The 23,926-nt window shown below is 60.7% G+C and carries 23 protein-coding genes, 1 tRNA gene and 1 pseudogene; 11 read left to right on the forward strand and 14 right to left on the reverse strand.

Annotated elements, in window-relative coordinates:
* Positions 1-3 precede the first annotated feature (3 nt).
* From ACF3ND_RS06540 to ACF3ND_RS06580, 9 genes and pseudogenes are all read right to left on the reverse strand, one after another.
* A complete protein-coding gene (locus ACF3ND_RS06540; protein WP_394065269.1) occupies positions 4-348 on the reverse strand; it encodes a DMT family transporter in 345 nt (114 codons plus the stop codon).
* A 7-nt stretch (positions 349-355) separates the two neighbouring features.
* Positions 356-877: a DedA family protein gene (locus ACF3ND_RS06545; protein WP_394065270.1), complete on the reverse strand. Its 522-nt coding sequence runs from the start codon at positions 875-877 to the stop codon at positions 356-358.
* Between the two features lie 34 nt (positions 878-911).
* On the reverse strand, positions 912-1,382 hold the full coding sequence (locus tag ACF3ND_RS06550; RefSeq protein ID WP_394065271.1) for a GNAT family N-acetyltransferase: 471 nt from the start codon (positions 1,380-1,382) through the stop codon (positions 912-914).
* Entirely contained in the window at positions 1,375-1,779 is a 405-nt protein-coding gene (locus ACF3ND_RS06555) for a YchJ family protein (protein WP_394065272.1), read from the reverse strand. The genes ACF3ND_RS06550 and ACF3ND_RS06555 overlap by 8 nt, the downstream gene beginning before the upstream one ends.
* A 576-nt stretch (positions 1,780-2,355) precedes the next feature.
* Positions 2,356-3,078, reverse strand: coding sequence for an arsenical resistance protein ArsH (gene arsH, locus ACF3ND_RS06560; RefSeq protein WP_394065273.1), 723 nt, complete (start codon positions 3,076-3,078; stop codon positions 2,356-2,358).
* Positions 3,071-3,493, reverse strand: coding sequence for an arsenate reductase (glutaredoxin) (gene arsC, locus ACF3ND_RS06565; RefSeq protein WP_394065274.1), 423 nt, complete (start codon positions 3,491-3,493; stop codon positions 3,071-3,073). The genes arsH and arsC overlap by 8 nt, the downstream gene beginning before the upstream one ends.
* Before the next feature lie 24 nt (positions 3,494-3,517).
* Positions 3,518-4,808 (reverse strand): annotated as a pseudogene (locus ACF3ND_RS06570) (arsenic transporter).
* A 19-nt stretch (positions 4,809-4,827) separates the two neighbouring features.
* Positions 4,828-5,151, reverse strand: coding sequence for an ArsR/SmtB family transcription factor (locus ACF3ND_RS06575; RefSeq protein ID WP_394065275.1), 324 nt, complete (start codon positions 5,149-5,151; stop codon positions 4,828-4,830).
* A gap of 49 nt (positions 5,152-5,200) precedes the next feature.
* A complete protein-coding gene (locus ACF3ND_RS06580; RefSeq protein ID WP_394065276.1) occupies positions 5,201-5,323 on the reverse strand; it encodes a hypothetical protein in 123 nt (40 codons plus the stop codon).
* Between the two features lie 304 nt (positions 5,324-5,627).
* Between ACF3ND_RS06580 and ACF3ND_RS06585 the strand changes: the two genes are divergently transcribed.
* Entirely contained in the window at positions 5,628-6,998 is a 1,371-nt protein-coding gene (locus tag ACF3ND_RS06585; protein WP_394065277.1) for a hypothetical protein, read from the forward strand.
* Between the two features lie 388 nt (positions 6,999-7,386).
* Here the strand turns inward: ACF3ND_RS06585 and ACF3ND_RS06590 are convergent, their stop codons facing one another.
* The 3 genes from ACF3ND_RS06590 to ACF3ND_RS06600 form a co-directional block, all read right to left on the reverse strand.
* Entirely contained in the window at positions 7,387-8,001 is a 615-nt protein-coding gene (locus ACF3ND_RS06590; protein ID WP_394065278.1) for a GNAT family N-acetyltransferase, read from the reverse strand.
* A gap of 426 nt (positions 8,002-8,427) precedes the next feature.
* Positions 8,428-8,664: a hypothetical protein gene (locus ACF3ND_RS06595; protein ID WP_394065279.1), complete on the reverse strand. Its 237-nt coding sequence runs from the start codon at positions 8,662-8,664 to the stop codon at positions 8,428-8,430.
* 128 nt (positions 8,665-8,792) lie between these two features.
* Positions 8,793-9,236, reverse strand: a complete 444-nt coding sequence (locus tag ACF3ND_RS06600; RefSeq protein WP_394065280.1) for a hypothetical protein — start codon at positions 9,234-9,236, stop codon at positions 8,793-8,795.
* Positions 9,237-9,633: 397 nt separating this feature from the next.
* On the opposite strand from ACF3ND_RS06600, the gene ACF3ND_RS06605 reads away from it, so the two are divergent.
* Together ACF3ND_RS06605 and ACF3ND_RS06610 are read left to right on the forward strand one after the other, a co-directional pair.
* A complete protein-coding gene (locus tag ACF3ND_RS06605; RefSeq protein WP_394065281.1) occupies positions 9,634-10,956 on the forward strand; it encodes a hypothetical protein in 1,323 nt (440 codons plus the stop codon).
* 303 nt (positions 10,957-11,259) lie between these two features.
* Positions 11,260-12,552, forward strand: a complete 1,293-nt coding sequence (locus ACF3ND_RS06610; protein ID WP_394065282.1) for a hypothetical protein — start codon at positions 11,260-11,262, stop codon at positions 12,550-12,552.
* A gap of 154 nt (positions 12,553-12,706) precedes the next feature.
* Here ACF3ND_RS06610 and ACF3ND_RS06615 read toward each other — a convergent pair whose 3' ends face one another.
* On the reverse strand, positions 12,707-13,399 hold the full coding sequence (locus tag ACF3ND_RS06615; RefSeq protein ID WP_394065283.1) for a hypothetical protein: 693 nt from the start codon (positions 13,397-13,399) through the stop codon (positions 12,707-12,709).
* Between the two features lie 361 nt (positions 13,400-13,760).
* Between ACF3ND_RS06615 and ACF3ND_RS06620 the strand changes: the two genes are divergently transcribed.
* Entirely contained in the window at positions 13,761-14,837 is a 1,077-nt protein-coding gene (locus ACF3ND_RS06620) for a tyrosine-type recombinase/integrase (protein ID WP_394065284.1), read from the forward strand.
* 71 nt (positions 14,838-14,908) lie between these two features.
* Here ACF3ND_RS06620 and ACF3ND_RS06625 read toward each other — a convergent pair.
* Positions 14,909-14,987, reverse strand: a tRNA-Ile gene (locus ACF3ND_RS06625).
* Positions 14,988-15,231: 244 nt separating this feature from the next.
* On the opposite strand from ACF3ND_RS06625, the gene glf reads away from it, so the two are divergent.
* The 7 genes from glf to aqpZ all read left to right on the forward strand — a co-directional run bounded on the left by glf (position 15,232) and on the right by aqpZ (position 23,879).
* A complete protein-coding gene (gene glf, locus ACF3ND_RS06630) occupies positions 15,232-17,529 on the forward strand; it encodes a UDP-galactopyranose mutase (protein ID WP_394065285.1) in 2,298 nt (765 codons plus the stop codon).
* Positions 17,530-17,547: 18 nt separating this feature from the next.
* Positions 17,548-18,708 (forward strand): beta-glucosidase, encoded by a 1,161-nt coding sequence (locus tag ACF3ND_RS06635; protein ID WP_394065286.1) that lies wholly within the window; start codon positions 17,548-17,550, stop codon positions 18,706-18,708.
* A gap of 55 nt (positions 18,709-18,763) precedes the next feature.
* Positions 18,764-19,030 carry a hypothetical protein gene (locus ACF3ND_RS06640; protein ID WP_394065287.1) on the forward strand — a complete coding sequence of 89 codons (267 nt, stop codon included), beginning with the start codon at positions 18,764-18,766 and terminating at the stop codon, positions 19,028-19,030.
* A gap of 94 nt (positions 19,031-19,124) precedes the next feature.
* Positions 19,125-20,324, forward strand: a complete 1,200-nt coding sequence (locus ACF3ND_RS06645; RefSeq protein ID WP_394065288.1) for a minor capsid protein — start codon at positions 19,125-19,127, stop codon at positions 20,322-20,324.
* Positions 20,325-20,599: 275 nt separating this feature from the next.
* Positions 20,600-21,748: an MFS transporter gene (locus ACF3ND_RS06650; protein ID WP_394065289.1), complete on the forward strand. Its 1,149-nt coding sequence runs from the start codon at positions 20,600-20,602 to the stop codon at positions 21,746-21,748.
* 177 nt (positions 21,749-21,925) lie between these two features.
* Entirely contained in the window at positions 21,926-22,684 is a 759-nt protein-coding gene (locus tag ACF3ND_RS06655; protein WP_394065290.1) for a M48 family metallopeptidase, read from the forward strand.
* A gap of 496 nt (positions 22,685-23,180) precedes the next feature.
* A complete protein-coding gene (gene aqpZ, locus ACF3ND_RS06660) occupies positions 23,181-23,879 on the forward strand; it encodes an aquaporin Z (protein ID WP_394065291.1) in 699 nt (232 codons plus the stop codon).
* Positions 23,880-23,926: the final 47 nt, after the last annotated feature.

Raw genomic sequence — 23,926 nt, forward strand, 5'->3', positions numbered from 1 at the left:
CGTTCAGTGAGCGACCGTCTTGGAAAAGAGGTTCACGATCAGCACGCCGGCCACGATGAAGCCTATGCCTATCATGGCGGGCAGGTCCAGCTTCTGCTTGAACAGGAACCAGCCTATCAGGGAGATCAGCACGATGCCCACGCCGCTCCAGATGGCGTAGGCCACGCCCACGGACATGGTGCGCAGGCTGAGCGACAGGAAGTAGAAGGCGCCGGCGTAGAACAGCACGGTCAGCAGGCTGGGCATCAGGCGCGTGAACTGCTGCGATTGCTGCAGCAGGCTGGTGGCGATGATCTCGCAGACGATGGCGATGAAGAGGGTCAGGTAGCTGGCGGCAAGAGGCGTCATGGCGAAGTCAGAAATTCTGGAAGCTGAGCCAGCCCGGCAGCAGCAGCACGCTGGCCCACAGGCAGGCCGAGGCCCAGGCCGAGACATGGAAGGCCAGCGGCGACATGCCGCAGGTGCCGGCGATCAGGGGCACGGTGGCGCGCAGCGGGCCGATGAAGCGGCAGGCCACGATGCTGAACCAGCCCCAGCGGGAAAAAAAAGCCTGCGCCCTGGCGTACAGGTGAAGGCGCTTGCGGGCCCATTCGAAATGAAACAGATTACCCCCATAGCGCTGTCCAAGCCAGAAGGAAATCCAGCTGCCCAGGCCCGCGCCCAGAGACACCGCCAGCCACACGGGCAGCAGCTCCATCTCGCCCGCGCCCACCAGCGCGCCCACGGACAGCAGTATGGCGGTGCCGGGCACCAGCAGGGCCAGAAAGGGCAGGGACTCGACCAGACACAGGGCGAACACGGCGGGCGCCACCCATTGGGGGTTGGCGGAGATCAGTTGCGTGGCCTGGTCGGCGAAGTTGGTCAGCGTGCTCAACATGAAAGGTCCGAGTAAGGGCAGGGGGCAGGGAGCGTCAGGGCAGGGACAGGCTCAGCATCAGCCTGTCCTTGTGCTGGATGCCGTCCTCGAACAGCGGCTGCCGGTAATGCCGCAGGAAGTAATCGCGCTCCACGGCTACGACGCGAAAGCCCGCGCGCTGATAGAAAGTCAGCGGATAGCCGAAGGCGCCGGTGCCCACGTCCAGCCGCCGCGCTCCTTGGGCGCGCGCATGGGCGATCACGGCCTGCAGCAGGCGGGCGCCCAGGCCCTGGCCTTGACGTTCCGGGCGCACGGCGATGTTCATCAGTTCCCAGGCCTGCCCAGACAGGGGCTGGAGCACGGCGGCGGCCAGCGTCTGCCGGCCGTCAGTCACCCGCCAGGCCGTGCCGGTGCGCAGATAGTCCTGCACCAGCGACGGGTTGGGATCGGCCTCCAGCAGGAGCTCCATGGGCAGGTCTTCGCCAGGCGCCTGTTCGATGCGCAGGCCATCCAGCGGCTCAGTCATGGAAATCCCCCTCTATGTAGAACCAGCGCCCGTCCTCGCGCACGAAGCGGCTGGTTTCGTGCAGGCGGCTGGCGCGCCCGTTCAGCCGGCTGCGCGCCACGAATTCCACGATGGCGTGGTCGGCATCGATCTGCTCGTGGCGACGCACCTGCAGTCCCAGCCATTGCAGCCCGGGAGGGTTGGGCTCCAGCGCGGCAGGTCGGGTGGAGGAGTGCCAGGTGGCCAGCAGATAGTCCAGCTCGTCCCGCACGAAAGCGCTGTAACGCGAGCGCATCAGCGCCGCGGCATCGGGCGCCAGCAGGCGCCGCTCGCCCGCATGCCATCGGCCGCAGCAGGATTCATAGGCCGCGCCGCTGCCGCAGGGGCAGGAGGCGGCTTGGAAAGACGACTTTTTCACGGGAAGAATCAGGGAAATCGGACAAGTCCAAAAGCATACCTGAAAGATAGCTGAATGTTTCCTGAATCCGGTGAGCAAACGTAGCCTTCCCAGCCTGGCTTTCGTCGCGGCGCGCTCCAGGCAGGAAAATCGAGAGCATGCGGACGCGGTTGCTGCCGAAGGGTGCTTGGCCGCAGCGGCGAGGTCTGGAGCGAGCTTGGAGCCACGGTGATGAAATGCAATGAGGCCGGCTTAACTAGAGCATTAAATGGGCTGACTGAACATGCTTTCTGAACACACGCTCTGGTGCTCATGCTAAAAATTTGCCGCGCGACCAGGCGAGCTTGATCTGCGCGTTTCTTCGAGTCGTCCGCTAGCCGTCTGCTTGATTTCTGCGTACTGGCTCGTTGGGGCCGACCCAGGTGCAAGAAAACTGTCATGGGATGGATAAAGGAGGCGGCGACTATGAGGCTGCGCGGGTCTTCGTCCAGCGTTTCGAGTCGAGAGAGATGTCAAGTCGATCAGCACGCCGCGTCGGATTGAGCCGGTATCTGGCATGGTAGTGGTTCAGGCGCGGTTTGGATCCATGTCTTCGGCTTAAAGGCTTTTTTGGTGGACCCGCCTGGTCAGCGCTTGCGCACTTTCCTTGCGTTCGCTGTAGCGGTCCACCAGATACGGCGCCAGGTCGCGTGTGAGCAGCGTGAACTTCATCAGTTCTTCCATTACGTCCACCATGCGGTCATAGTAGGCCGAGGGTCTCATGCGTCCGACGTCATCGAACTCCTGATAGGCTTTTGCGATCGACGACTGGTTCGGGATGGTCAGCATGCGCATCCAGCGTCCCAACACGCGCATCTGGTTGACCGCGTTGAAGGATTGCGAGCCTCCTGATACCTGCATCACCGCCAGAGTCTTGCCCTGGGTCGGGCGTACGGCGCCGACCGAGAGTGGAATCCAGTCGATCTGGGTTTTCATCAGGCCCGTCATTGCGCCATGACGTTCAGGTGAACTCCATACCGTGCCTTCGGCCCACTGCACTAATTCATGCAGTTCCTTGACCTTGGGGTGATCGACCGGCGCATCATCCACCAGGGGCAGACCCGAAGGGTCGAACATCCGTGTTTCGCCGCCGAGGGCACGCAGAATGCGCGCCGCTTCTTCCGCGGCCAGTCGGCTGTAAGAGCGCTCGCGAAGCGAGCCGTAAAGCAGCAGAAAACGCGGTGCGTGCGTAGCGCGCTCAGCAGCCAGCAGCCGCTGGACGTCAGCTTGCTGGAACCGTGAGGCGTCGATATTGGGCAGATCAGGAAGGGATTCAGACACGGCGTCCCTCCGCGTTTACGACCACTTCGCCGTCTTCCTTGTTGAATGCGCCGCGCTGCGGCTGGGGAAGAATGTCCAGCACAGCTTCCGACGGACGGCACAGGCGCGTGCCCAATGGCGTGGCTACGATAGGCCGGTTGATGAGGACAGGGTGCTGGAGCATGAAGTCGATCAGTTGCTCATCTGTCCACTTCGGGTCATCCAGACCGAGTTCCGTATAGGGCGTGCCTTTCTCGCGCAGCACCGCGCGCACGGGAACGTCCATCTGGGCGATCAGCGCTGTCAGGGTGGCGTGGTCGGGCGGCGTTTTCAGATACTCGATGACGCTCGGCTCTTCACCACTGTTTCGTATCATGGCCAGCACATTGCGGGATGTGCCGCATGCTGGGTTGTGATAAATCGTGATGCTGCTCATGGTGTTCGATTCCTCAAGGCAGATTCAGGAGCCGGCGCTCAGGCGCAAGGCCAACGCAGCCAAGGTGGCGAGCAGTACAGGTGTCGTCAGTACGGCGCCCACTTTGAAGTAGTAGGCCCAACTGATGGTCATGCCTTTCCTGGCCAGTACATGCAGCCACAGCAACGTGGCCAGGCTGCCGATGGGGGGTGAGCTTCGGGCCCAGGTCGCTGCCGATCACATTGGCATAAATCATGGCGTCCTTGACCGTATCGCTGGCAGCGGATGCATCGATCGAGAGTGCGCCGACCAGCACAGCGGGCATATTGTTCATGATCGAGGACAGCAGCGCGGAGAGCACGCCGGTTCCCATCGCCGCCCCCCAGACGCCTGCTTCAGCGAACCGATTCAGCAGCACGGCGATGTAGTCGGTCAGGCCGGCATTGCGCAGGCCATACACCACCAGATACATGCCCAGCGAGAACACGACAATTTGCCATGGCGCGCCATGCAGCACTTTTCTTGCGCTGATGGCGGTTCCGCGGGCGTCCACCCCCAGCAGGAGCGCGGCGCCGGCGGCGGCGACGGCGCTAACGGGAACCCCCAAGGGCTCAAGTGCAAAAAAACCGAGCAAAAGCAGGACCAATACGGCCCAGCCGGTGCGGAAAGCGGTCAGATCCTTGATTGCCGCGGAAGGCTGCCTGAGCTGCTCCAGCTTGTAGGCGGCCGGTATGTCTCGTCGAAAGAACAGGGCCAGCACACACAGGCTGGCCAGGACCGAGACAATATTGACGGGCGCCATCACGGACGCATAATCGGTGAAACCGATGCCGAAGTAATCGGCGGACACGATGTTGACCAGATTGGAGACAACCAGCGGCAGGCTGGCGGTGTCGGCGATGAAGCCGGCGGCCATGACAAAAGCCAGCGTTGCCGCAGGGGAAAAACCAAGGGCAAGCAGCATGGCCATTACGATGGGCGTCAGGATCAGGGCGGCGCCGTCATTGGCGAACAATGCGGCCACAGCGGCTCCAAGCAGTACGATCAAGGCGAACAGCTTGAGTCCGCTGCCGCCGCCCCAGCGTGCAAAGTGAAGCGCGGCCCATTCAAAAAAACCGGCCTCATCGAGCAGCAGGCTGATGATGATGATCGCTGTGAAAGTGGCGGTGGCGTTCCAGACGATGCCCCAGACAATGGGGATGTCGCTCAGGTGAACGACTCCCAGCAGCAAGGCAAGGGCCGCGCCTGCCGATGCGCTCCAGCCAATGCCCAGGCCACGTGGCTGCCAGATGACCAGGATCAGTGTGAAGACGAAAATCAGGATGGCGGTCAACATGCTCATCGAGCTCTATCGTTCAGCATTTGCAGGCAGTAGCAGAAGCGGGTGTGCACGAAGCGCCTTGGCAGCAGTTCTCGGTGAGATACGCCAATAAATCATTCATCGTGGAAAATTGAGCACGGTACAGCACGTTGCGCCCGTGCCGTTCCTGGCTGACCAGCTCGGCATGCGAGAGCTCTTTGAGGTGAAAGGAGAGCGCGTTGGGAGCGATGCCCAGTTGCTCGGCGAGGTTGCTGGGAGTCAGACCTTCTGGTCCTGCCATGATCAATATGCGAAAAATTCGCAATCGACTTTCGTGGGCCAGGGCCGATAGCGCCTGGATGGCATTGATTTCTTGCATACTTCAATAATACATGAGTTGATGAATTATTGTCAGGCCCTTCATTATTTTAATCCTGAGGCTTGGTGCGGGCAGGGCGGGCATTTTCAAGAAGAAGTGCAAGCGCTGAGGCGTGCAGGCCGCCCTGCATGGCAGCAGTCTGCGTGGTGTCGATCAGGACTGGTTGTTGCATATCTTGCTCCCGTCAGACACCCGCCCCGAGGGGGAGGGCGCCCGGCAGGGGCGGGGCGACCGTGCGCGCACGTCATAGCCATGGCCGGCGCGCTGCAGCCGGACCAGTGCCTGTAGGGTATGCGGCCAGGTCGGCAATGCGTGCGGCGCGCGGACAAGGAACGTCCAGTGGTCGCCGGTTACCAAACCGTGGTATGACGGCGACTGCGATGGGACGGCTAGGTGCGTTGATCTGTGGCGAAGACCGTTAGCGTTCCTGACCCTGGTTTTGAGGTCAGGGCTTAATCGCTTCGAGGAATATAGTCATGAACCTAACACCGTTTACCACTCTTAGCTCCCGTAACCCGAGCATTTCTAGCCTCCATGCCCCGACAGATAGTCTGGATAGTCCGGCATATGGCACTCAGGATCTGCTGCTGGGGCAGGTAGACTCGGAGCCTTGCGCTCTGGGGCTCAATGGTAACCTGCAGTTCACTGTGCGGGAGGACGCCGCGACCCCCGCCAGTCGCGTCGGCGTTCTGTTGCCGGAAATGCGCCGGTCATTAACCGACGGAGAGGCGGATTTAAACGCTTACTCCATTCATGATTCCATAGTGGCGCGAGCGCAGCGCCAGAGATCGGTTGAAGCCCGCGTCACTGGCCGTCTCATCGGTGGTTTGCTGGGCAGCTTGACAGCCAAGGTGAATGAGCGAGGTGATTTCGTCAACCATAATGATTGCTCTAGAATCGCCCGAGCGCTGATAGAGCTGTCGCTACGCTCGCGGTCGGGCGACCTGGACTCGCTGGAGGGAGTGAAGTGCTGCCTGGACACTTATCTGGAGGAGCTAAGAGGGTTGGATCTTGCAGCTCTGACTGGTGGGGTGCTGACCAATACAAAAGCTCGTAACGCCGTTCTGGACAGGATTTCGATTTGTCCTGACGATGCGCTCCGTAGGAAGGCGTCGCACGCGTTGATGAATATTGCAGAAGCCGTGGACCGGCGGGAGGTCCGTCGCGTCGTGCATGAGCCTTTGTGCAAGGTGGTCGATCTGCTGGCGTCCTCTCCAGTGGACGCGCGCGAGCTGTGCGCGCAACTGATGAAGGTTTCCGACGGCGCGCAACTGATGAATGTTTCCGAAGACGAGGGCAGGCTGAACCATTATTTCAGAAGCTTATCGGCGGACGAATTGAAGAATCTGCGGTCCGCAGTGATGCCTGAGAGTTTGAATCGCGTCCGACAGATTCTGTCTCGAATGATCGTTCATGTGGAGAATGAGGACTACATCGGGGACCAGGCCTTTGCTGTGTGGGTGCAGGTCAGCAAGTCGTTTGAATCAGAGTTCTGTGTCCGGTCTTACGAAATCCTGATGAAGGACGAGATGACGATGCGTCTGAATATGGCTTCGTTCAGCGGAGATCAGCACGAAGCCTGCAGACTCTTGCATGAATTGAGCGTCGGGGCAAGTCAGATTCTAGCGGTTTTTGGACAGTTGCATTCCCACTCGATCGTGTATTTGCAGGAGTCCATCGAGCGAGCCATGGACATACTGCGTGACAATCAGAATAATCCGGCTGGCCCGCTCAACGGGCATTCTCTGCGCAAGCTGGATGACGACATGCGCGCGAACCTCAACACCGCCGCCGAGGTTCTGCGCAACTTTGGGTTGGAAATAGAGCCTGAGTCGCGTGTTTGCTAATCGGTGACGCTCCTTGTCTGCGATAGCGGTGATGCGGCGTTCTGCTCGGCCAGGTTCTTGGAGCGGACCGGGCCGGTCTTGACGGAAACATGCTTGCCGACGGCGATTTGCATCATGGGCAGATTCCTTTAGGGTGGGGCCGGGGTGTCCGGAAGGGATGACGCTCGCTCTTACCGCGCAGGCCGCCCATCTCTTCGATGCTTTTGAACCGACCGTTCGTCGGGAATTAAATCTCTCTGTCGAGTAAGGTCTGCTATATCGACGACTGATGTCCAGCTCGTATTGCGCCAAAGATGTCCGCTACTGCAGACCGGAAGCGGTTGTTCAAGTTCAGGCGCGTTGCATGTGGTCAAGGAGAAACTTAAACCATGCGTCCGGTAACTGCGAATTAGTCGGCGCCGAAGTTCAACTCCAGTGTCTGCGCCTTGAGTCGAGAGCCGTCACGTAGCGGCCATGTTTCTCCAGTCTGGTGAAAGCCATAACTCTTATACAGTCGCATTGCCTGGCTGTCGGCATCCGTGACCCCCAAGCGGACACGGCGAGCATCTGTCCTTCGTGCCCATGTGACAGCCGCATCGAGCAAAGCGTAACCGGCTCCTAATCCACGTGCGGCGGGGTCAACCCACATCTGGTAGATATCTGCCGTGCCTGGATCAGTGATGGACAATTTGCACCAAACCAGACCACATACGACTCCATGCATTTCGGCGAATAAAACACAGTCTATTCCGGAGGATGTGGCTGCGTCGATTTGCGACATCCATATATCACTCGTTCTTGTTTTTTCTGCTTCGTAAGTGCTTCCAAAAGCATTTGGTGAGTCACGAAGCGCGCGCAGTCGTAGTTCTCGGTATTTATGCCACTCGTTCGCTTTAATCGACCGGACGGAGATCACGACATTTCCTTTATTGTATGACTGCAGATCGACGGTAAACGAGTAGTCGATATGGTACCGCATCACCAAGCTGATGCGCCTGGGCGGCATTTCCTTGAATATTTCCATAGTGGCTGCCCGCCGCCGAGCAAAAGTGGTTTTAGACCGTATTAGGACATTTCAGTTACCGTACTCTTGTGCTTGGTCAATCCACACTTGGCAAAGCGTGTAAAAAGGCAGGTCTTCTGACGCTGGCTGGGATTCGTTCTTGTTAGCGCAATCAGTGTTTTCCACAGCGCCCAGCCTCTGCCACGCTCGCGCTGATCGCTTCCCTTTATTGTGATCTGCTGCAGCTCTTTCACCAATCAGGCCTACAGGGTTTGCCCTGCAGACGCCCCTAGGCTGCAGGAGAGGTGCATAAAAAAACCCGCCTTGAAGGCGGGCTCTTGCGGTGAGTGTCAAATTTTCCCCCACCGAAATTTTGCGCTGGTTCCCAGAAAGCCTGCAAACCCGCATGAATACTGGTGCCCCCCCGAGCACCATGGGGTAGAGCATTCATGCTGCTCTTGAGACGACGTCGCGTGATTTTTGCGTAGTGCGACCATCAATTGGCTGGCGCTGCATCTCAATCCACTTCGCCACTTCCAGGCGGTCCAGCATCACGCGGCCGGCTATTCTGAAGGGCCTGGGGAAGTCCGCCCGCTTCATCAGGCGCCCACGGACGTGCTCAGAGTGCAGGCCGCCCAACATTGCAGCAGCCTGCTTGATGTCGATCAGGTCTCGTTGTTGCATATCTTACTCCCATCAAAAACCCGGCACAGGGCCGGGCAGATTCCAGTCTTTAGCGCTCACGGCGGGCATGTCCGCGATGGTGCCGGTCACTGGCCTGTCCCCTTACAGGCTGCGTCGATGGCGGCGTCCTATTCTGCAACGGTCGGTCGCCTGCTCACTCCCACGCTTGTCGGTAGGCTGTCGGCCACCAAGCGGATAAAGTCGTGCTCCGAGGTTTTCCCCGTGATTAGCGCGTCGCGCCATGCCCGATACCGCTCTGCATCCACCTTGTCGGCTTCTTGCTGCGCCTGGGCGGCAACGGGGGCGGGGCAAAGAGGAACCCATGCGCCAGACTGTTTCCGTACATTTTCTATTGCGCTGCTCAGAAGAATTTCCGTGGTCAATGATCCGTCAGGGTGGGCGCGTGTCCACGCCACCGGCTCCGCGCTCACAGGGGCGGCAATACTCGCATCCTCGGCAGCGCGTTCAGCCACAAGCATCAATTCGGATTCGATGCGCAGCACAAAGTCGCGGTTTGATTTGTGCAGTTCTTCCACGCTGCGGTAATTGTTGCGAACGTCTGCCCACCGCATGGCATCCGCCAGGATTGCGGTTTTGCTTTCGCTTATGCCCCTGCTCGCGGCAGGCTGGCGGTGCCGCACACAGCGCAGGGCGTATTCTCTGGTGCTGGATTTCCTTCGCAAGCAACGCAGGCCTGCGCTTGGGTGTTGATGCTGCTCATCGGTGATTCTCCTTTAGCAGGTGATATTCGGAATTGGGGTGATAAGGAGCGTTCTACGCGATCGGAAATGAACGCGCGCGCCGTACGCCTGGCTAGCGCGCTGAAGGCTGAGCTGTTTCTGTGGGGGGGATGGCCGAGCCCGCAACGCACTCAACGAGCGGTTAAAGGAACGTCAGGTGGGCGTCGGTCACCTAACTTTGATATGCCGGCGACTGCGTTGTGATGGCCATGTGTTTTGGTCTGTGGCGATGACCGGCAGCGCTCCTGATCCTGGTTTGGGTGCCGGGGTCTCATTCGACCGAAAAAAAAAGATCATGTTTACTCAAACCTCTAACATTGCTGTCCCGGCAGATGGCCAGCAGGAGCTGGTGCTACAGCTACAACGGGAAGATTTGGAATCTTGTCCTCTGGGGACCATCGGCAACCTGAAATACAATAAGGGAGGGACAGCGCCTGCCCGTAGGGCCGGGGTGCTATTGTCGGAGATGCGCCGGTCATTGGCCGCTAGAGGGGCGGACTTCACAGCTTATTTCACCGGGGAGTCCTCGGAGGCGCGAGCGCAGCGCGAGGAGCTGGCCGAGGCTCGTGCCAACAGCCGTCGCATCGGCAATTTGCTGGGCAGTCTGACGGCCCGGGCGTTCCCCCAGCCTATCGATCCCAAGAAGCTCTCCGGCATTGCCCAAGCGCTAAAAGAGCTAAATCTGCCGCCAGAGAGCGGTTTGTACTCGTTGAAGGGAGCGAGGAACTGCCTGGACACCTACATGGCTGAGTTAAATGAACTTGACATCGATGCTTTGTGTGATGGGGTGCTGAGCAACAATTCATCCTGCGAAGCCGTTCTGGACAGGATTTCGCTTCGTCCTGATGACCCGTTGCGTATACAGGCGTCTCGGGTGTTGGGGGATATTAAAGAAGCCCTGAATCAGCGATTAATCCATGATGCCATGCATGCCCCCTTATCGAAGGTTGTCGAGTTGCTGGCTGCTGATCCAGTGAATGCGCTAGACCTGACCAAGCAATTGATGGAGGTCTCCCAAGATGTAGACGCACATTTGTATTATTTCGCGACGTTGTCTACTGACGAGTTCAAGGGGTTGCTGGGCGTACTGCATTCTTCCCAAAATTTGGATGTCATCCGACAGGCACTGCGACAGACTGAGAATTTATGGATGGAGGATCATGTCCTTGAGCTGCTGCACTCGTTGGAGTCCGAGTTTCATAGACGGGCTCCGGATAGCCTGCATGACCAACAATTCAATCTGCGCTCGGCTTTGGGCGCGGGCAACAGGCTCGCCCTACCCGATGCTTTGTATCGTTTGAGTCTCGCGATGGAGGAAACCCATCAGACTTGGGGGGCTCTGCCCGACGGTTCAGTTTGGCCAGTGCAGCGACTGGTTGAGGATAGCAAGAACCTGCTCCGTGATCATCAGAGTAATCCGGTTGGCCCCCTCAATTGGTATTCCTTGGGCGATCTGGATGACGGCATGCGCAAAAATCTCGACGCCGCCGCCGTGGTCTTGCGCAGGTTTGGGTTGAAGCTGGAGATGGATCTCGAGTCGCGTGTTTGCTAATCGGTGACTCTCCTTGAGGCTGTAATAGTCAGAATTGGGGGCGGCGTTCGACACCACCGGGATGAATGCGCGTGTGCCGTAGACCTGGGCGGCGCGCTGCAGGCTGATCTGTGTCTTTGAGTGAGGTATGGCCGAGCCCGCAATGCGTTCAACGTTCGGGTAAAGGAACGCCAAATACCCATCGGTTACCAAATGTTGAGTTGACGGCGTCCGTGGGGGCGGCTATGTGCTTTGATCCGTGGCGAAGACCGTTAGCGTTCTTAATCCTGGTTTGGGTGCCGGCGTCCAATTTTCCTGAGAGAGATGATCATGCACGAAAGAACGTTCACCATTCCTAGCTCCCTTAGCCTGAGCCGTTCTAGCTCCTTTGCCCAGATGGATAACTCGCAGGGTCCGTCGCTGAAGCGGACAGACCTGGGATCTTGTACTTTGGGAACCAAGGGTAATCTGCGTTTCACGGAGGTGGGCGCCACGGCCCCTGCCAGCCGCGCCGGTGTGCTGTTGTCGGAAATGCGCCGTTCACTGGCCGATAGATGCACTAATTTGAAAGCTTACTTCACCCGCGAGTCTCCAGAAGCGCGGGCGCAGCGCGAGGAATTGCTCAAGGCCCGTGTCGAGGTCCGCGTCAATAGCCGTTATATCGGCGATTTGCTGGGCAGTTTGACGGTCAAAGTGGATGAGGAAGGCCGGTTCGTCAAAGCCCGTGACTGCTCCAGAATTGTCCGAGCGCTGATAGCGCTGAATGCGCCCGCGACAGGTGACTTGTACTCGCTGAAGGGGGCAAAGTACTGCCTGGACACTTACCTGAAGGAATTAAGTGAATTCGAACTTGTCGCTCTGACCCATGGGGTACTGAGTAGCGAGGCGGCCTGCAAAGCTGTTCTGGACAAGATTTCGATTCGTCCTGATGATGCGTTGCGTATGCAAATGTCTCGCTTGCTGGGGGATATTGCAAAAGCCGTGAATCAGGAAGTGTCCCGCTATAAGGTGTATAACTGGTCGCGGATTGTCGATGTGCAGACTGCTGACCCAGAGAATGAGCAAGACCTGCGTGCGCATTTGATGACACTCACCGACGGTAGGCAATTCGGCAATTTGGAAAATTTCTCTAGGGACGAGTTCAAGACGCTGCTGGGCGCATTGGATTTCCAAAAAATACATGCTGTCCAACAGGCCCTGCAGCATAAGGGCTATTGTGCGGAGGCGAGCCGTCTCGGCTTGCTGGCAGAGAGGGTAGGGACCGAATTTGTTCTTAATCGGGCTCCGAGCCTGTATAACGCGCGAAGCCTTCTGTGGTCGGCTTTGATCGCGGGAAATGGGCCCGCCGTGTCCGATGCTTTGCGTGGTTTGAGCCTCGCGGTGGAGGCCTCCTATCAGGACTGGCAAACGCTGCCCTACCCGACGGTTGTGGAGTTGCAGAACTTGGTCGATCGAAGCATGATCCTGCTCCGTGATCATCAGAATAATCCGACTGGTCCACTCAATTGGCATTCCCTGGGCAAGCTGGATGACGGCATGCGCAAAAATCTCGGCGACGCCGCCCAGGTATTATGGGCCTTTGGGTTGGAGCTGGACCCTGCGTTGCGTGCTTGGTAACTGGTGATTGTCTTTGAGGCTGTAGTAGCCAGGGTTGGGGGCGGCGTTCGACACCACCGCGATGAATGAGCGTGTGCCGTAGTAGACCTGGGCGGCACGCTGCAGGTTGATGGATTCCTGACTGAGGGCCTGGACGGGGTTGCGGCGCATGTCGTCATGCATGGGCTGGTTCTGGCGCATTGGCGGCCTCCTTGTGTTCGTCGTATTTTTGAATGCCCCAGGCCAGTGCGTAGCAGCACCACATGAAGCGCCCCGTGAATTTTGCGAAGCTGTGTTCGAACAGGTCATCAAACTGCCAGCGCGGGCGGCCTGAGCCGGGGAGTCCGGGGTTCCAGGAAAAGTCATATGCGGCTATTTGGGCGCGCTCGCCGCCGTCATCCACGCAACGAAGCACTCGGTCTTCCACTTCTTCCCATAGCTCGCGGCGCTCTACTGCGTTGAGAGACCCGTCCTCTTTGGCGGCCTTGATCCAGTTTTTGCGGTACTCGTTGATGACTTCCTTGAATCTGTCCTGATCGAACTCAGTCACGCTGGCTCGGTGGCTATTCCCATCAACGGCCTGCAGCTTTTGGGCCCAGTAGCCCTTATTGATGACCAACTGCTTGCCGTGACGCTGGGCATACTCTCGGTCGGTGCGGAAGAACTCGAACATATTCTCCAGGCGCCAGAACACGTACGTGCCCATATCGACCGTGTAACAGAGGTATCCCGGCCAGGTGATCAGGTCGAAGTGCATACACATCGTGCCGGGCCGGCGAAAGCGGATATGCCGGTACAGGCCGTCTTCCATGATGATCTCCCTGACGTGGCTCTCCACGTCCTTCAAGAATTGTTCTTCGGTGACCATTGCTTGGCTCTCCATCCGTTCTCACTCCCCCCCACCACACACCCGATATCGAGCTCATGGCAGAGGGATGCACATCCGTTGTTGAAATGACCGTGCCCGCGGGACTTGTGCAGCAGCACTTGTCACCCAGGCGCAGCAGGACGGCGACATGGTTTTCTGCGGCTGCGGCGACCTCGACCCATCTATGAGCTACGGCGCGGGCTTCATCGCTGCTGCTGGGCATTGCGAGAACTGCGACGCTGCGCAGTCCAGCCAGGATGCCGACAAGGTGGATGCAGAGCGGTATCGGTGGTTATGCCGACCCGACACAGGCCCAGCACGGGCCTGGCAGCCGAATGTTCTGTCAGGAGGATAGGTCCGCATGGGGAGGAAGCCCACCAAGAACACCAACCTGCCGCCGCGAATGCGGCGCCGGGTCCAGCGATCCGGCCGAGTGTTCTACTATTACGACGCGGGCGGTAAGCCACGCAAAGAAATCCCGCTCGGCTCCGATTATGTGTTTGCTGTGCAGCGATGGGCCGAGCTGGAGGCCGATTCCAGCACTCCAGCCCCTACAGTCATTTTCCGAGATGCCGCCTTGCGCTACGTGCGCGACGTTCTTCCATCCAAAGCCCAGCACACGCGCGAGGACAACATCAAAGAGCTGGAAGTCCTGTATGAGTTTTTTGACAACCCGCCCGCGGCATTGGAGTTGATTGAGCCGCAACACATTTGCCAGTATCGGACCTGGCGCATCGAAAGGACGCGGGCCCGTCTTAGGGCGCAGGGGAAAGATGCACCGGCGGACGCTGGCGGCGTTCGAGCCAATCGGGAGCTGGCTCTTTTCAGTCACATATTCAACTATGCCCGAGAGATGGGTTTGACGAGTGCCCCAAACCCGTCAGCGGGCGTCCGGAAAACGCGCGAGACCGGACGGGATGTCTATGTTGAGGATGACGTCTACAGCGCGGTATACGCGGCCGCCGATCAGCCCTTACGTGACGCCATGGACTTAGCCTACCTTACTGGCCAACGGCCAGCCGATACGCTCGGCCTGGATGAACGCGATGTTCGGGATGGGGCGCTGGAGATTCAGCAGGGAAAGACGGGGAAGAAACTGCGGATCACCATTGAAGGCGAGCTGGCGGCGGTCATCACTCGCATTCGCCTGCGCAAGGCATCCTACAAGATCGTGGCCACCGCCCTGATTGTGAACGAGCGCGGGCAACCTCTGGACCGCGATGCCCTGCGCAGCCGATTTGACAAGGCCAGGGAGACAGCCGGCGTGCCCAAGAACCTTTTCCAGTTCCGGGACCTCCGGGCCAAAGCTGGCACTGACAAGGCGGACAGCGCGGGGGATATTCGACAGGCTCAGCGCCAGCTCGGGCACACCTCGGTCGCAATGACCGAGCATTACGTCCGCAACCGTCGAGGGGAAAAAGTCGGACCTACAAAATAGGCTTTGCGGAGCGAGGCTGAAATTGCGGTGCAAGAAAAAACGGCCCACATCGCTGTGAGCCGCATGAATACTGGTGCCCCCCCCGTGAGTCGAACACGGCACCAACGGATTATGAGTCCGCTGCTCTAACCAGGCATGAGCTAGAGGGGCAGATCTGTGCGATCAAGTCGGCAATTATTGCACAAAGTCTTCCCCTTGTGCACAGCGTGTTTTCCGCAGTGCCTGGAGGCCTGCGTTCGCGCAGGGCCTTGGGAGCGCTATTTGCTGAAGCGTGCCCACCCAGGCCGTCCAGGCGCATCGCAGGCCTTTGCCGGCAGGGCGGGAGCTGCGGCTCTGCAGGACTGTCCGGGCGGCGTATTCCAGCACCAGATCCTATTTCTTCAAGGTGGAACTCATGAAACCGGCTACTTCCTTATTGGCGGGCGGCAGGCAGCCTGTGCTGTTGTGCTTTTCTCATCTGCGCTGGAATTTTGTCTATCAGCGACCGCAGCATCTCATCACGCGGTTCGCGCGCGACTACAGCGTGCTGTACTTCGAAGAGCCGCTCTTCGATGCCCGCCAGGATGAGCCGCACCTTGAGGAGCAGCAGCCCTGCGCGAGCCTGCGGGTCCTGGTGCCCCACCTGATGCCGGGGCAGGGCCGCGCGGCTGATGAGCGGGCGCTGCGCAGCTTGCTGGACGCCTACCTGGCAGCTCATCCGGCCAAAGAGCTGCACCTGTGGTACTACACGCCCATGAGCCTGGCTTTCTCCGAGCATCTGCAGCCTGTGACCGTGGTCTACGACTGCATGGACGAGCTGTCGGCATTTCATGGCGCGCCGCCGGAACTGATCGAACGCGAACGCCGATTGATGCGGCGGGCCGACGTGGTGTTCACGGGCGGGCACAGCCTGTACGAGAGCAAGCGCAAGCTGCATTCCAACGTGCATCTGTTCCCCAGCAGCGTGGATGTGGCTCATTTTGCACAGGCGCGGGCGCCCGGGCCCGAGCCGGCGGACCAGGCAGGGATACCGGGTCCGCGCCTGGGCTTCTACGGCGTGCTGGACGAGCGTCTGGATACGGCTCTGCTCGATGAGCTGGCCGTCTTGCGGCCCGACTGGCATTTCGTGATGGTGGGGCCGGTGGTCAAGATCGATCCGGCCTGCCTGCCGCGCCGCCCGAACATCCATTACCTGGGCGCCAAGACCTACGAGACGCTGCCCGCCTACCTGGCGGGCTGGGACGTGGCCCTGATGCCTTTCGCCATGAACGAGTCCACGCGATTCATCAGCCCCACGAAAACGCCCGAGTATCTGGCCGGCGGACGCGCCGTGGTGTCCACCCCGGTTCCCGATGTGCTGCGCAGCTATGGCGATTGCGGACTGGTGCACATCGCGGCCACGGCCGGGGAGTTCGTACAGGCCATCGAGCGCGAGCTGCCCCGCGGTCAGGATCGCGAGGACCTGTGCCGGCAGGCAGACGCCATCCTGGCCAGCATGTCCTGGGACGACACCTGGCGCCGCATGCGGGACATCATGATTCGCGTGCGGCGGCGCCGCGCGCCGATCCGCCGCCGCTACGATTACCTGATCGTGGGCGCGGGCTTTGCGGGCAGCGTGCTGGCGGAGCGATTGGCCGCCGGGCTGGGCAAGAAAGTGCTGGTGATCGACAAGCGTCCCCACATCGCGGGCAATGCCTATGACTACCACAACGAGGCGGGCATCCTGGTCCACAAGTACGGACCGCACATCTTTCATACGAACTGCGCGAAGGTGGTCGGCTACCTCTCGCGCTTCACCGATTGGCGTCCCTACGAGCATCGGGTCCTGGCCAGCGTCGATGGGAAGCTGGTGCCCATGCCCATCAACTTGACGACCTTGTCCCTGCTTTACGGGCGCCGTTTCACCTCCGGGGAGGCGACGGCCTTCCTGGCGGCCCGCGCGGAGCCCGTGGGGCGCTTCAAGACGTCGGAGGATGTGGTTGTCGGAACGGTGGGCCGGGAACTGTACGAAAAGTTTTTCCGCGGCTATACCCGCAAGCAATGGGGACTCGATCCCTCGCAACTGGACAGCTCCGTGACCTCCCGCGTGCCGACGCGCACCTCGCAAGACGACCGCTACTTCACGGATGTCTTCCAGTGCATGCCGCGGCGCGGCTATACGGCCATGTTCGAGAAGATGCTGGACCATCCCAATATCGAGGTCATGACCGGCACGGACTATGAGGATGTGCGGGACCTCGTGGATTTCGGGCACCTGATCTATTGCGGTCCGATCGATGAATTCTTTGACTATTGCTATGGGAAACTGCCTTACCGGTCGTTGCAGTTCCGGCACGAGACCCTGGACCAGCCGCGTTTTCAACCGGTTGCCGTCGTCAACTGTCCCTCGGAGGACGTGCCGTACACGCGCATCACGGAGTACAAGTACCTGACCGGCCAACAGCATGACCGTACCAGCATCACGTACGAGTTCCCCAGCGCGCAGGGCGATCCTTATTATCCTGTGCCCCGGCCCGAAAATGCAGCCTTGTACCGGCGTTACCAGATGCTGGCCGACCGCAACCCCGGAGTGACCTTCGTGGGCCGGCTGGGGTCTTATCGTTACTACAACATGGACCAGGTGGTGGCTCAGGCGCTGTCGGTCTATGAGCGCCTGGCGCGGGGACGGAAGCAAGCGGCGCACGCGCAGCTCCAGCAGCAGTATGCAATGTGAACAGGGGTGCGGGAAGCCATGGATGACACGGTATTTCACAGTTATTTCATGGGCGGCTTCGAATGTTCGACCAAACAGCGCTCGGACGGAGTCCGCCTGGACCTGCTCGAAGGCACAAAGCATGCGCGCCATGCCTGTTCGGATTACCGGGCCATGCTCAGGCATGGCCTGGCGACCGTGCGCGACGGGTTGCGCTGGCACCTGATCGAAGCCAGCCCTTACCGGTTCGACTGGAGCAGCTTCCTGCCCATGTTGCGGGCCTCGGTGCAGGCGGGCGTCCAGCCCATCTGGGACTTGTGCCACTACGGCTGGCCGTCGCACATCGATATCTGGTCCGACGAATTTCCCGACCGCTTCGCGCGTTTCGCAGCGGCGGCAGCCAGGCTGGTGCGCGACGAAAGCGATGCGCCCCCGCTTTACTGCCCCATCAACGAGATTTCGTTCTGGGCATGGGCGGGGAGCGATCTGCGCCTGTTCGCGCCCTGTGCCGGGGGCAGGGGGCCGGAGCTGAAGAGGCAGCTGGTGCGCAGCGCCGTGCGCGCCATACAGGCCATCAGGAACGTCGAACCGCGGGCGCGCTTTGTCCAGGCGGAGCCCGTCATTCATATTGTCGGCCAGCCGCCGCACAGCCAGGCCGAGGTCGAGGGCCTGCGTCTGGCGCAGTATGAAGCGTGGGACATGCTGGCCGGCATGCGGGACCCGGAACTGGGAGGCGGGCCCGATTGCCTGGACATCCTGGGGGTGAATTACTACCCGTACAACCAGTGGTTCCATCTGGGGCCTCCGCTTGACCGCGGCGATCCCGCCTACCGGCCGTTCCGGCAATTGCTGGAGGAGACCTACAGGCGGTACGGCAGGCGCTTGATCGTGTCCGAGACGGGGGCTGAGGGAGACATGCTCAGGCCGTGGTTCCGCTACGTGTGCGACGAAGTCTGGGCCGCCCGGCAGCGAGGGGTGCCCGTGGACGGCGTCTGCCTCTATCCGGTCACCGACTATCCGGGTTGGGATGACGGCCGTCATTGTCCTTGCGGATTGCTTGGCTATCCCGACGAAGGCGGCGGGCGGCCGGTCAATAAAGAAATGGCCGCGGAGCTCGCCTTGCAGCAGCAGCGATTCGGCGCGCCGTCCCGGTTGCGCACATCTGGACATAAGGCGTTTCAAGCTAGCACTTATTTTTAGGCCCGCAGGGCCATACTAACCGTACCGCATGCTGCGGTATGACCAGGAGAAACCGATGGCACTTGAACAATCGACTGAAAAACTCAAAGGCGCGATCGACGAGGGCGTGGACACGGCCGAGCAAGCTGGCCGGGAGTTTGCCGCCAGGAGCTCTGAAGTCGCTCAGCGTGCTCGCATCGTTGCACAGGATGCGGGCGAAGTGGGACGCGACGCCTTGGAAAGCGCGCTGGCTTGCGGCAAGGATGTCATCCGCGCCAACCCCATCACGGCCGTGGCTGTGGTTGCCGCTCTTGCCTATCTGTGCGGTCGCATGAAGTCGTGACGCCCGGCTCCCGCCGTAGCCCCGGCTCCGGCGGGGCCTGCCTGAACAGGCCGGCCCCGCATGGTTTTCACCGATTCTGCGGGAGGGGGAGGCCGTGACTGAACTGGCCCGGGCCCAGCAGGCGGTCGTGACCGCCCTGGTGCGCCACTCGACCTACAGCCACCGCGCGTCCACGGCGGCGGTCAATCGCGTCTGGAACGAGGTGGAGCAGATCGGCCAGGATGTGCTGGATGACCTGCCTGAATTGCTTGCGGCGCTGGGACCGGCCGAACGGCAGGCGTTCATTCATGAAGACCTGGAGGCGGCCGGCCTGCAGCCCTTGCTGGCGCGCATCGACCAGGCCGTGGCCGACATACAGGTCGTGGTCAGCCGCGAGTGGAGCAAGAGCGCCGTCGAGCTGGCCGCCTACGAAGCCGAGTATATGGGCAAGGTCCTGGAGCGGGCCGTGGACGGGCTGCCTCCTATGAAAGCGGATGGCGCACGCATCCTGGAGACGGCCCAGGCGACTCCCGTACTGGATGACATCGTACAGGTCGAGGACCTGTTGGCGGAGATTGCCGCCCAGGCTAGGCTGCGGCTTGTGGGCGCCTTGCGCGAGGGCATGCAGGCGGGCAGGGCGGACAAGGACAGCGTCCGGCTGCTGCGGGGCAGCGCCCGGCTGCGCTGGCGCAACGGGCTCTGGCAGCGGGGCAGGTTCGATGTGGAACGCATGATACGCACGGCGCGCCACCATGTCGCCATTACCGCGCATGAAGCCGTCTACGAACAGGCGGGAGTCAGGTATGTCGTGGTGACAGCCGTGCTGGACGGGCGTACCAGCAAATATTGCGCCGCCATGGACGGCGCCCTGTATCAGCGCGGCACGGCTTATCCGCGCCCGCCCTACCATATCCAGTGCCGCACGCAGCTGGTGCCCAGCTTTGACGGCAGCCTGGCCGGCAATCGGCCGTTCGTGCTGGCGCTCAAGGTACGCGGCTCCTATCGCCTGGGCGAAGAAGGCGAGCGCGTGCCCCGGCCGGCGGCCTACCGGCCGGTGGAGCGGATGAGCCCGGCCCAACGCAGGAAGGCGGGGGTGAAGAGAGGTGAAGTCGGCCTGGAGACGAACTACAGCCGTTGGTTTTCTCGCCAGGATCCGCATTACCAGAAGGAATGGCTGGGACCCGCGCGCTACAAACTCTACAAAGAAGGGTATTACGAACTCGACCGTTTCGTGGACCCGCGGGGCAAGACCTACACGCTTGCCGAGCTGCGCGCCCGGGACGAGGAGACGTTCAAACGCCTTTTCGGCCAGTGAATGCCGGGACGATATGCAGGAGGGGCGGGCATGCGGCCGCCGCGGCGCCATTTGAAAGCATGCTAGAATCAGCCGCAGCCCTTGCCGGGGCCGGCGGCTTCGCGCCGGAACGCTCCGGCACGCGCCTGTTTTTCTGCAATTTCTTCAGCGCCGCTTCTTGCAAGCGTTTCTTGCGCATTCAGGGATAACCGAAGCTCTGCCTCGAAACCCGATCGGTTTGTTCGGCCGTGTCGGGACGCCATGACATGGCCATTCACGTTCAGAGGATGGAGTGCATGGATCCCCGAGTCTTTCTTTTCGCCCTGGCCACTTTCGTGACCGGCACCGCCGAAAACATCATCGTCGGCCTGGTGCTGGATGTGGCCGGCAGTCTTGACGTTTCCGTGGCGCTGGCCGGCCAGTTGACCGCGGTCTTTTCCATCAGCTTTGCCTTGACCGCGCCCTGGGCGCCCTTGCTGGCGGCGCGCCTGGAGCGCCGGCGGCTTTACCTGGGCGCGCTGGCGCTGTTCGTGGCCGGCAATGCGCTGGCTGCCTGCAGCCAGGTCTATGCGGTGCTGTTTGCCGCCCGGATCCTCATGGCCGGCGCCAGCGCCCTGGTCTGCGTGCTGGCCACCACCCTGGCCACCGAGCAGGTGGCGCCGGAGCTGCGCGGCCGCGCCATCGGCATCATATTCATGGGCATCAGCGGATCCCTGGTGCTGGGCGTGCCGGCGGGCATGCTGCTCAGTCAATGGAGCGGCTGGAGAGGCGTGTTCTGGGCGCTGGCCGCCGTGGCCGCCCTGGTGCTGCTGGCGTCCATGCTGTTCGTGCCGCAGGCGCGGCCCTCGGATGCGCCTCGCCTGTCCTACCGGCGCCATCTCGCCAATGGCCGCCTGGTGGCGGCGCAAGGCGTGTCGGTTCTGATGATCGCCGGGCATTTCGTCCTGTTCGCCTACCTGTTGCCTTACCTCGTGCATGCCGCCGACCTGGACGCCGCCGACGCGGCGTATGCCTTCGCGGCCTTCGGCGCGGCCGGCGTGGCCGGCGGCTATCTGGGCGGGCGGATTGCCGACCGGCTGCCGGCCGGGAAGGCGCTGGTGCTGGTGCCGGCGGCTTATTTGCTGGTATTGCTGATATTGCCCTGGCTGCTGAGCAGGTTTGCCTGGGCGGCAGCTCCCGTGGTCATGATCTGGAGCTGCATCAGCTGGATGATCTCGCCGGTGGTGCAGGGCTTTCTGCTGCGCACGGACGCGCCGACGGCCCAGGCGGGCATCAGCCTGAATTTCTCCGCGATGCACGTGGGGGTGGGCCTGGGCACCTTCGTGGGCGGCCTCACACTGGATCGGTTCACCGTAGCTTACCTGCCAGCGGTCGCCGCCGTTCTTGCGGCCGGGGCCGCCTGCCTGGCAGTGGGCGCGGCCTGCCCGGGCCGCCGATCCGGATGAAATTCCGTTGAAAAGAAATTGGAACAGAAGATTGAATTTCCGCTGATTTTTCAATCCATTAAATATGTGAATAAATGTATATAATTTAATTGTTAAATATTGTTTTAAAAGATGGCCAGGACGCTCGGCATCATTAAAATCCCCGTTCTGTTCAAACTGAAAAAAAAGGGAAGAGTGATGACTTTTCGTTTTGGTGCATTGGCTGCCGTATTGGCCGTGGCGGGTTTGACCGCCGGTTGCAAGACGATGGACGTGGGCGGCATGGTGGGCGCGGGCAGCAAGGCGCTGCAAGCCTACAACCTGTCTGATCAGGAAGTGATCGCCCTGTCCGATCAGTCCTGCAAGCAGATGGACGCACAGAACAAGGTGGCCAGCCCCAACAGCAAGTACAACAAGCGTCTGCAGCGCATCGTCAAGCCGCTGAGCAAGTCGCTCAATGGCCAGACGCCGAACTTCAAGGTGTACCAGGTACAGGAAGTCAACGCCTGGGCCATGGCCAACGGCTGCATCCGCGTGTACGCCGGCCTGATGGACAAGATGAACGACGACGAGCTGCGCGGCGTGATCGGTCACGAAATGGGCCACGTCGAGCTGGGCCACAGCAAGAAAGCCATGCAGACCGCCTACGGCCTGTCGGCTGCGCGCGATCTGGCGGCCGCCTCGGGCAACGGCGTGGTCACGCAGCTGAACTCCAGCCAGTTGGGCGAGCTCACCGAGGCCTTGCTGAACGCGCAATTCTCCCAGTCCCAGGAATCGGCCGCGGACGATTACGCCTTCGATCTGCTGACCGAACGCAAGCTCAAGACCCAGGGCCTGGTGACGGCCTTTGAAAAACTGGCCGAGCTGGACGGTGGCGAAAGCAGCGTGATGAGCTCGCACCCCGGTTCCAAGGAGCGCGCCCAGCGCATGCAGCAGCGCATCGACGCCGCCAAGTAAGGCGCCCGTCCTGCTTGAAGAAACGCCCGCGCCGCGGGCGTTTTTTATTGCATCAAATGCGGAACGCCTGAAAAAAATAGATGCTTCGAGAACGGCGCCGCTGTAGTTGGCCCAAACGGCGGAGCGTTCGCGCAAAAGCCGTACAACGTATCAGCCATCCGCTGAATTTTCTGTTTGGTATGGATGGCCTAGGACTGGGTTGATGCCATCAGCGTTTTGAGCCGTTCAAGAAACCATTTCGGCATCGACTTGGCAAATTGGCCCCTGGATTTCTTTGGAGAAAAACCTGCTTCAATTCGTGTTTTATTTTTCTTTCTTGCTATTTCGGTTCAAAAAATAACAATAACGACAATGTTTTGCGACGCATCTGAATGGAGTCTGGGCTGATCCGCCCATTCGCCACGGGCTTGTCAATTATTGAAGATTGCTCCATGGACAGGCGCAAACGGGCCTGTCTAGAATTCGTTCTTCTTTTCACTGATGAGGGCAGGCGGCCATGACTTTGACGAAACGTTGCGGTGCGGAATTTTTTGGGACTTTCTGGCTGGTTTTTGGCGGCTGCGGCAGCGCGATCTTTGCCGCGGCCTACCCGGAACTGGGCATAGGCTTTGCCGGCGTGGCCCTGGCCTTTGGCCTGACCTTGCTGACCATGTGCTATGCCATCGGGCCCATTTCGGGCTGCCACATCAATCCGGCCGTGACTTTCGGCCTGGTGGCGGGCGGTCGTTTCCCGGCCCGTGAACTGTTGCCCTACGTGGTGGCTCAGGTGCTGGGCGGATTGGCAGCCGGCGCCGTGCTCTACCTGATCGCCAGCGGCAAGGCTGGTTTCGATGTATCCGCGGGCTTTGCCTCCAACGGATACGGGGCGCATTCGCCTGACGGCTATCCGCTGGCTTCCGCCCTGGTCGCCGAAGTGGTGCTGACGGCATTTTTCCTGTTCATCATCATGGGCGCCACCCACAAGCGCGGCCACGCCGGCCTGGCGGGCGTGGCCATCGGTCTGGCCCTGACGCTGATCCACCTGATCAGCATCCCCATCACCAACACCTCGGTCAATCCGGCACGCTCCACCGGCGTGGCGCTGTTCCAGGGCAGCTGGGCCATCGACCAGCTCTGGCTGTTCTGGCTGGCGCCTATTGTCGGGGGCATGCTTGGGGCGCTGGTGTTCCGCGCCTTGCAGTCCGACGAGGCGTAAGCGCCGCGGGCTGCGGCTTTCTGCGCCGCGCCGCTGATGAACGGGTC

The sequence above is a fragment of the Alcaligenes sp. WGS1538 genome (genome assembly GCF_043187505.1).
Classification (GTDB): Bacteria; Pseudomonadota; Gammaproteobacteria; order Burkholderiales; family Burkholderiaceae_B; genus Alcaligenes.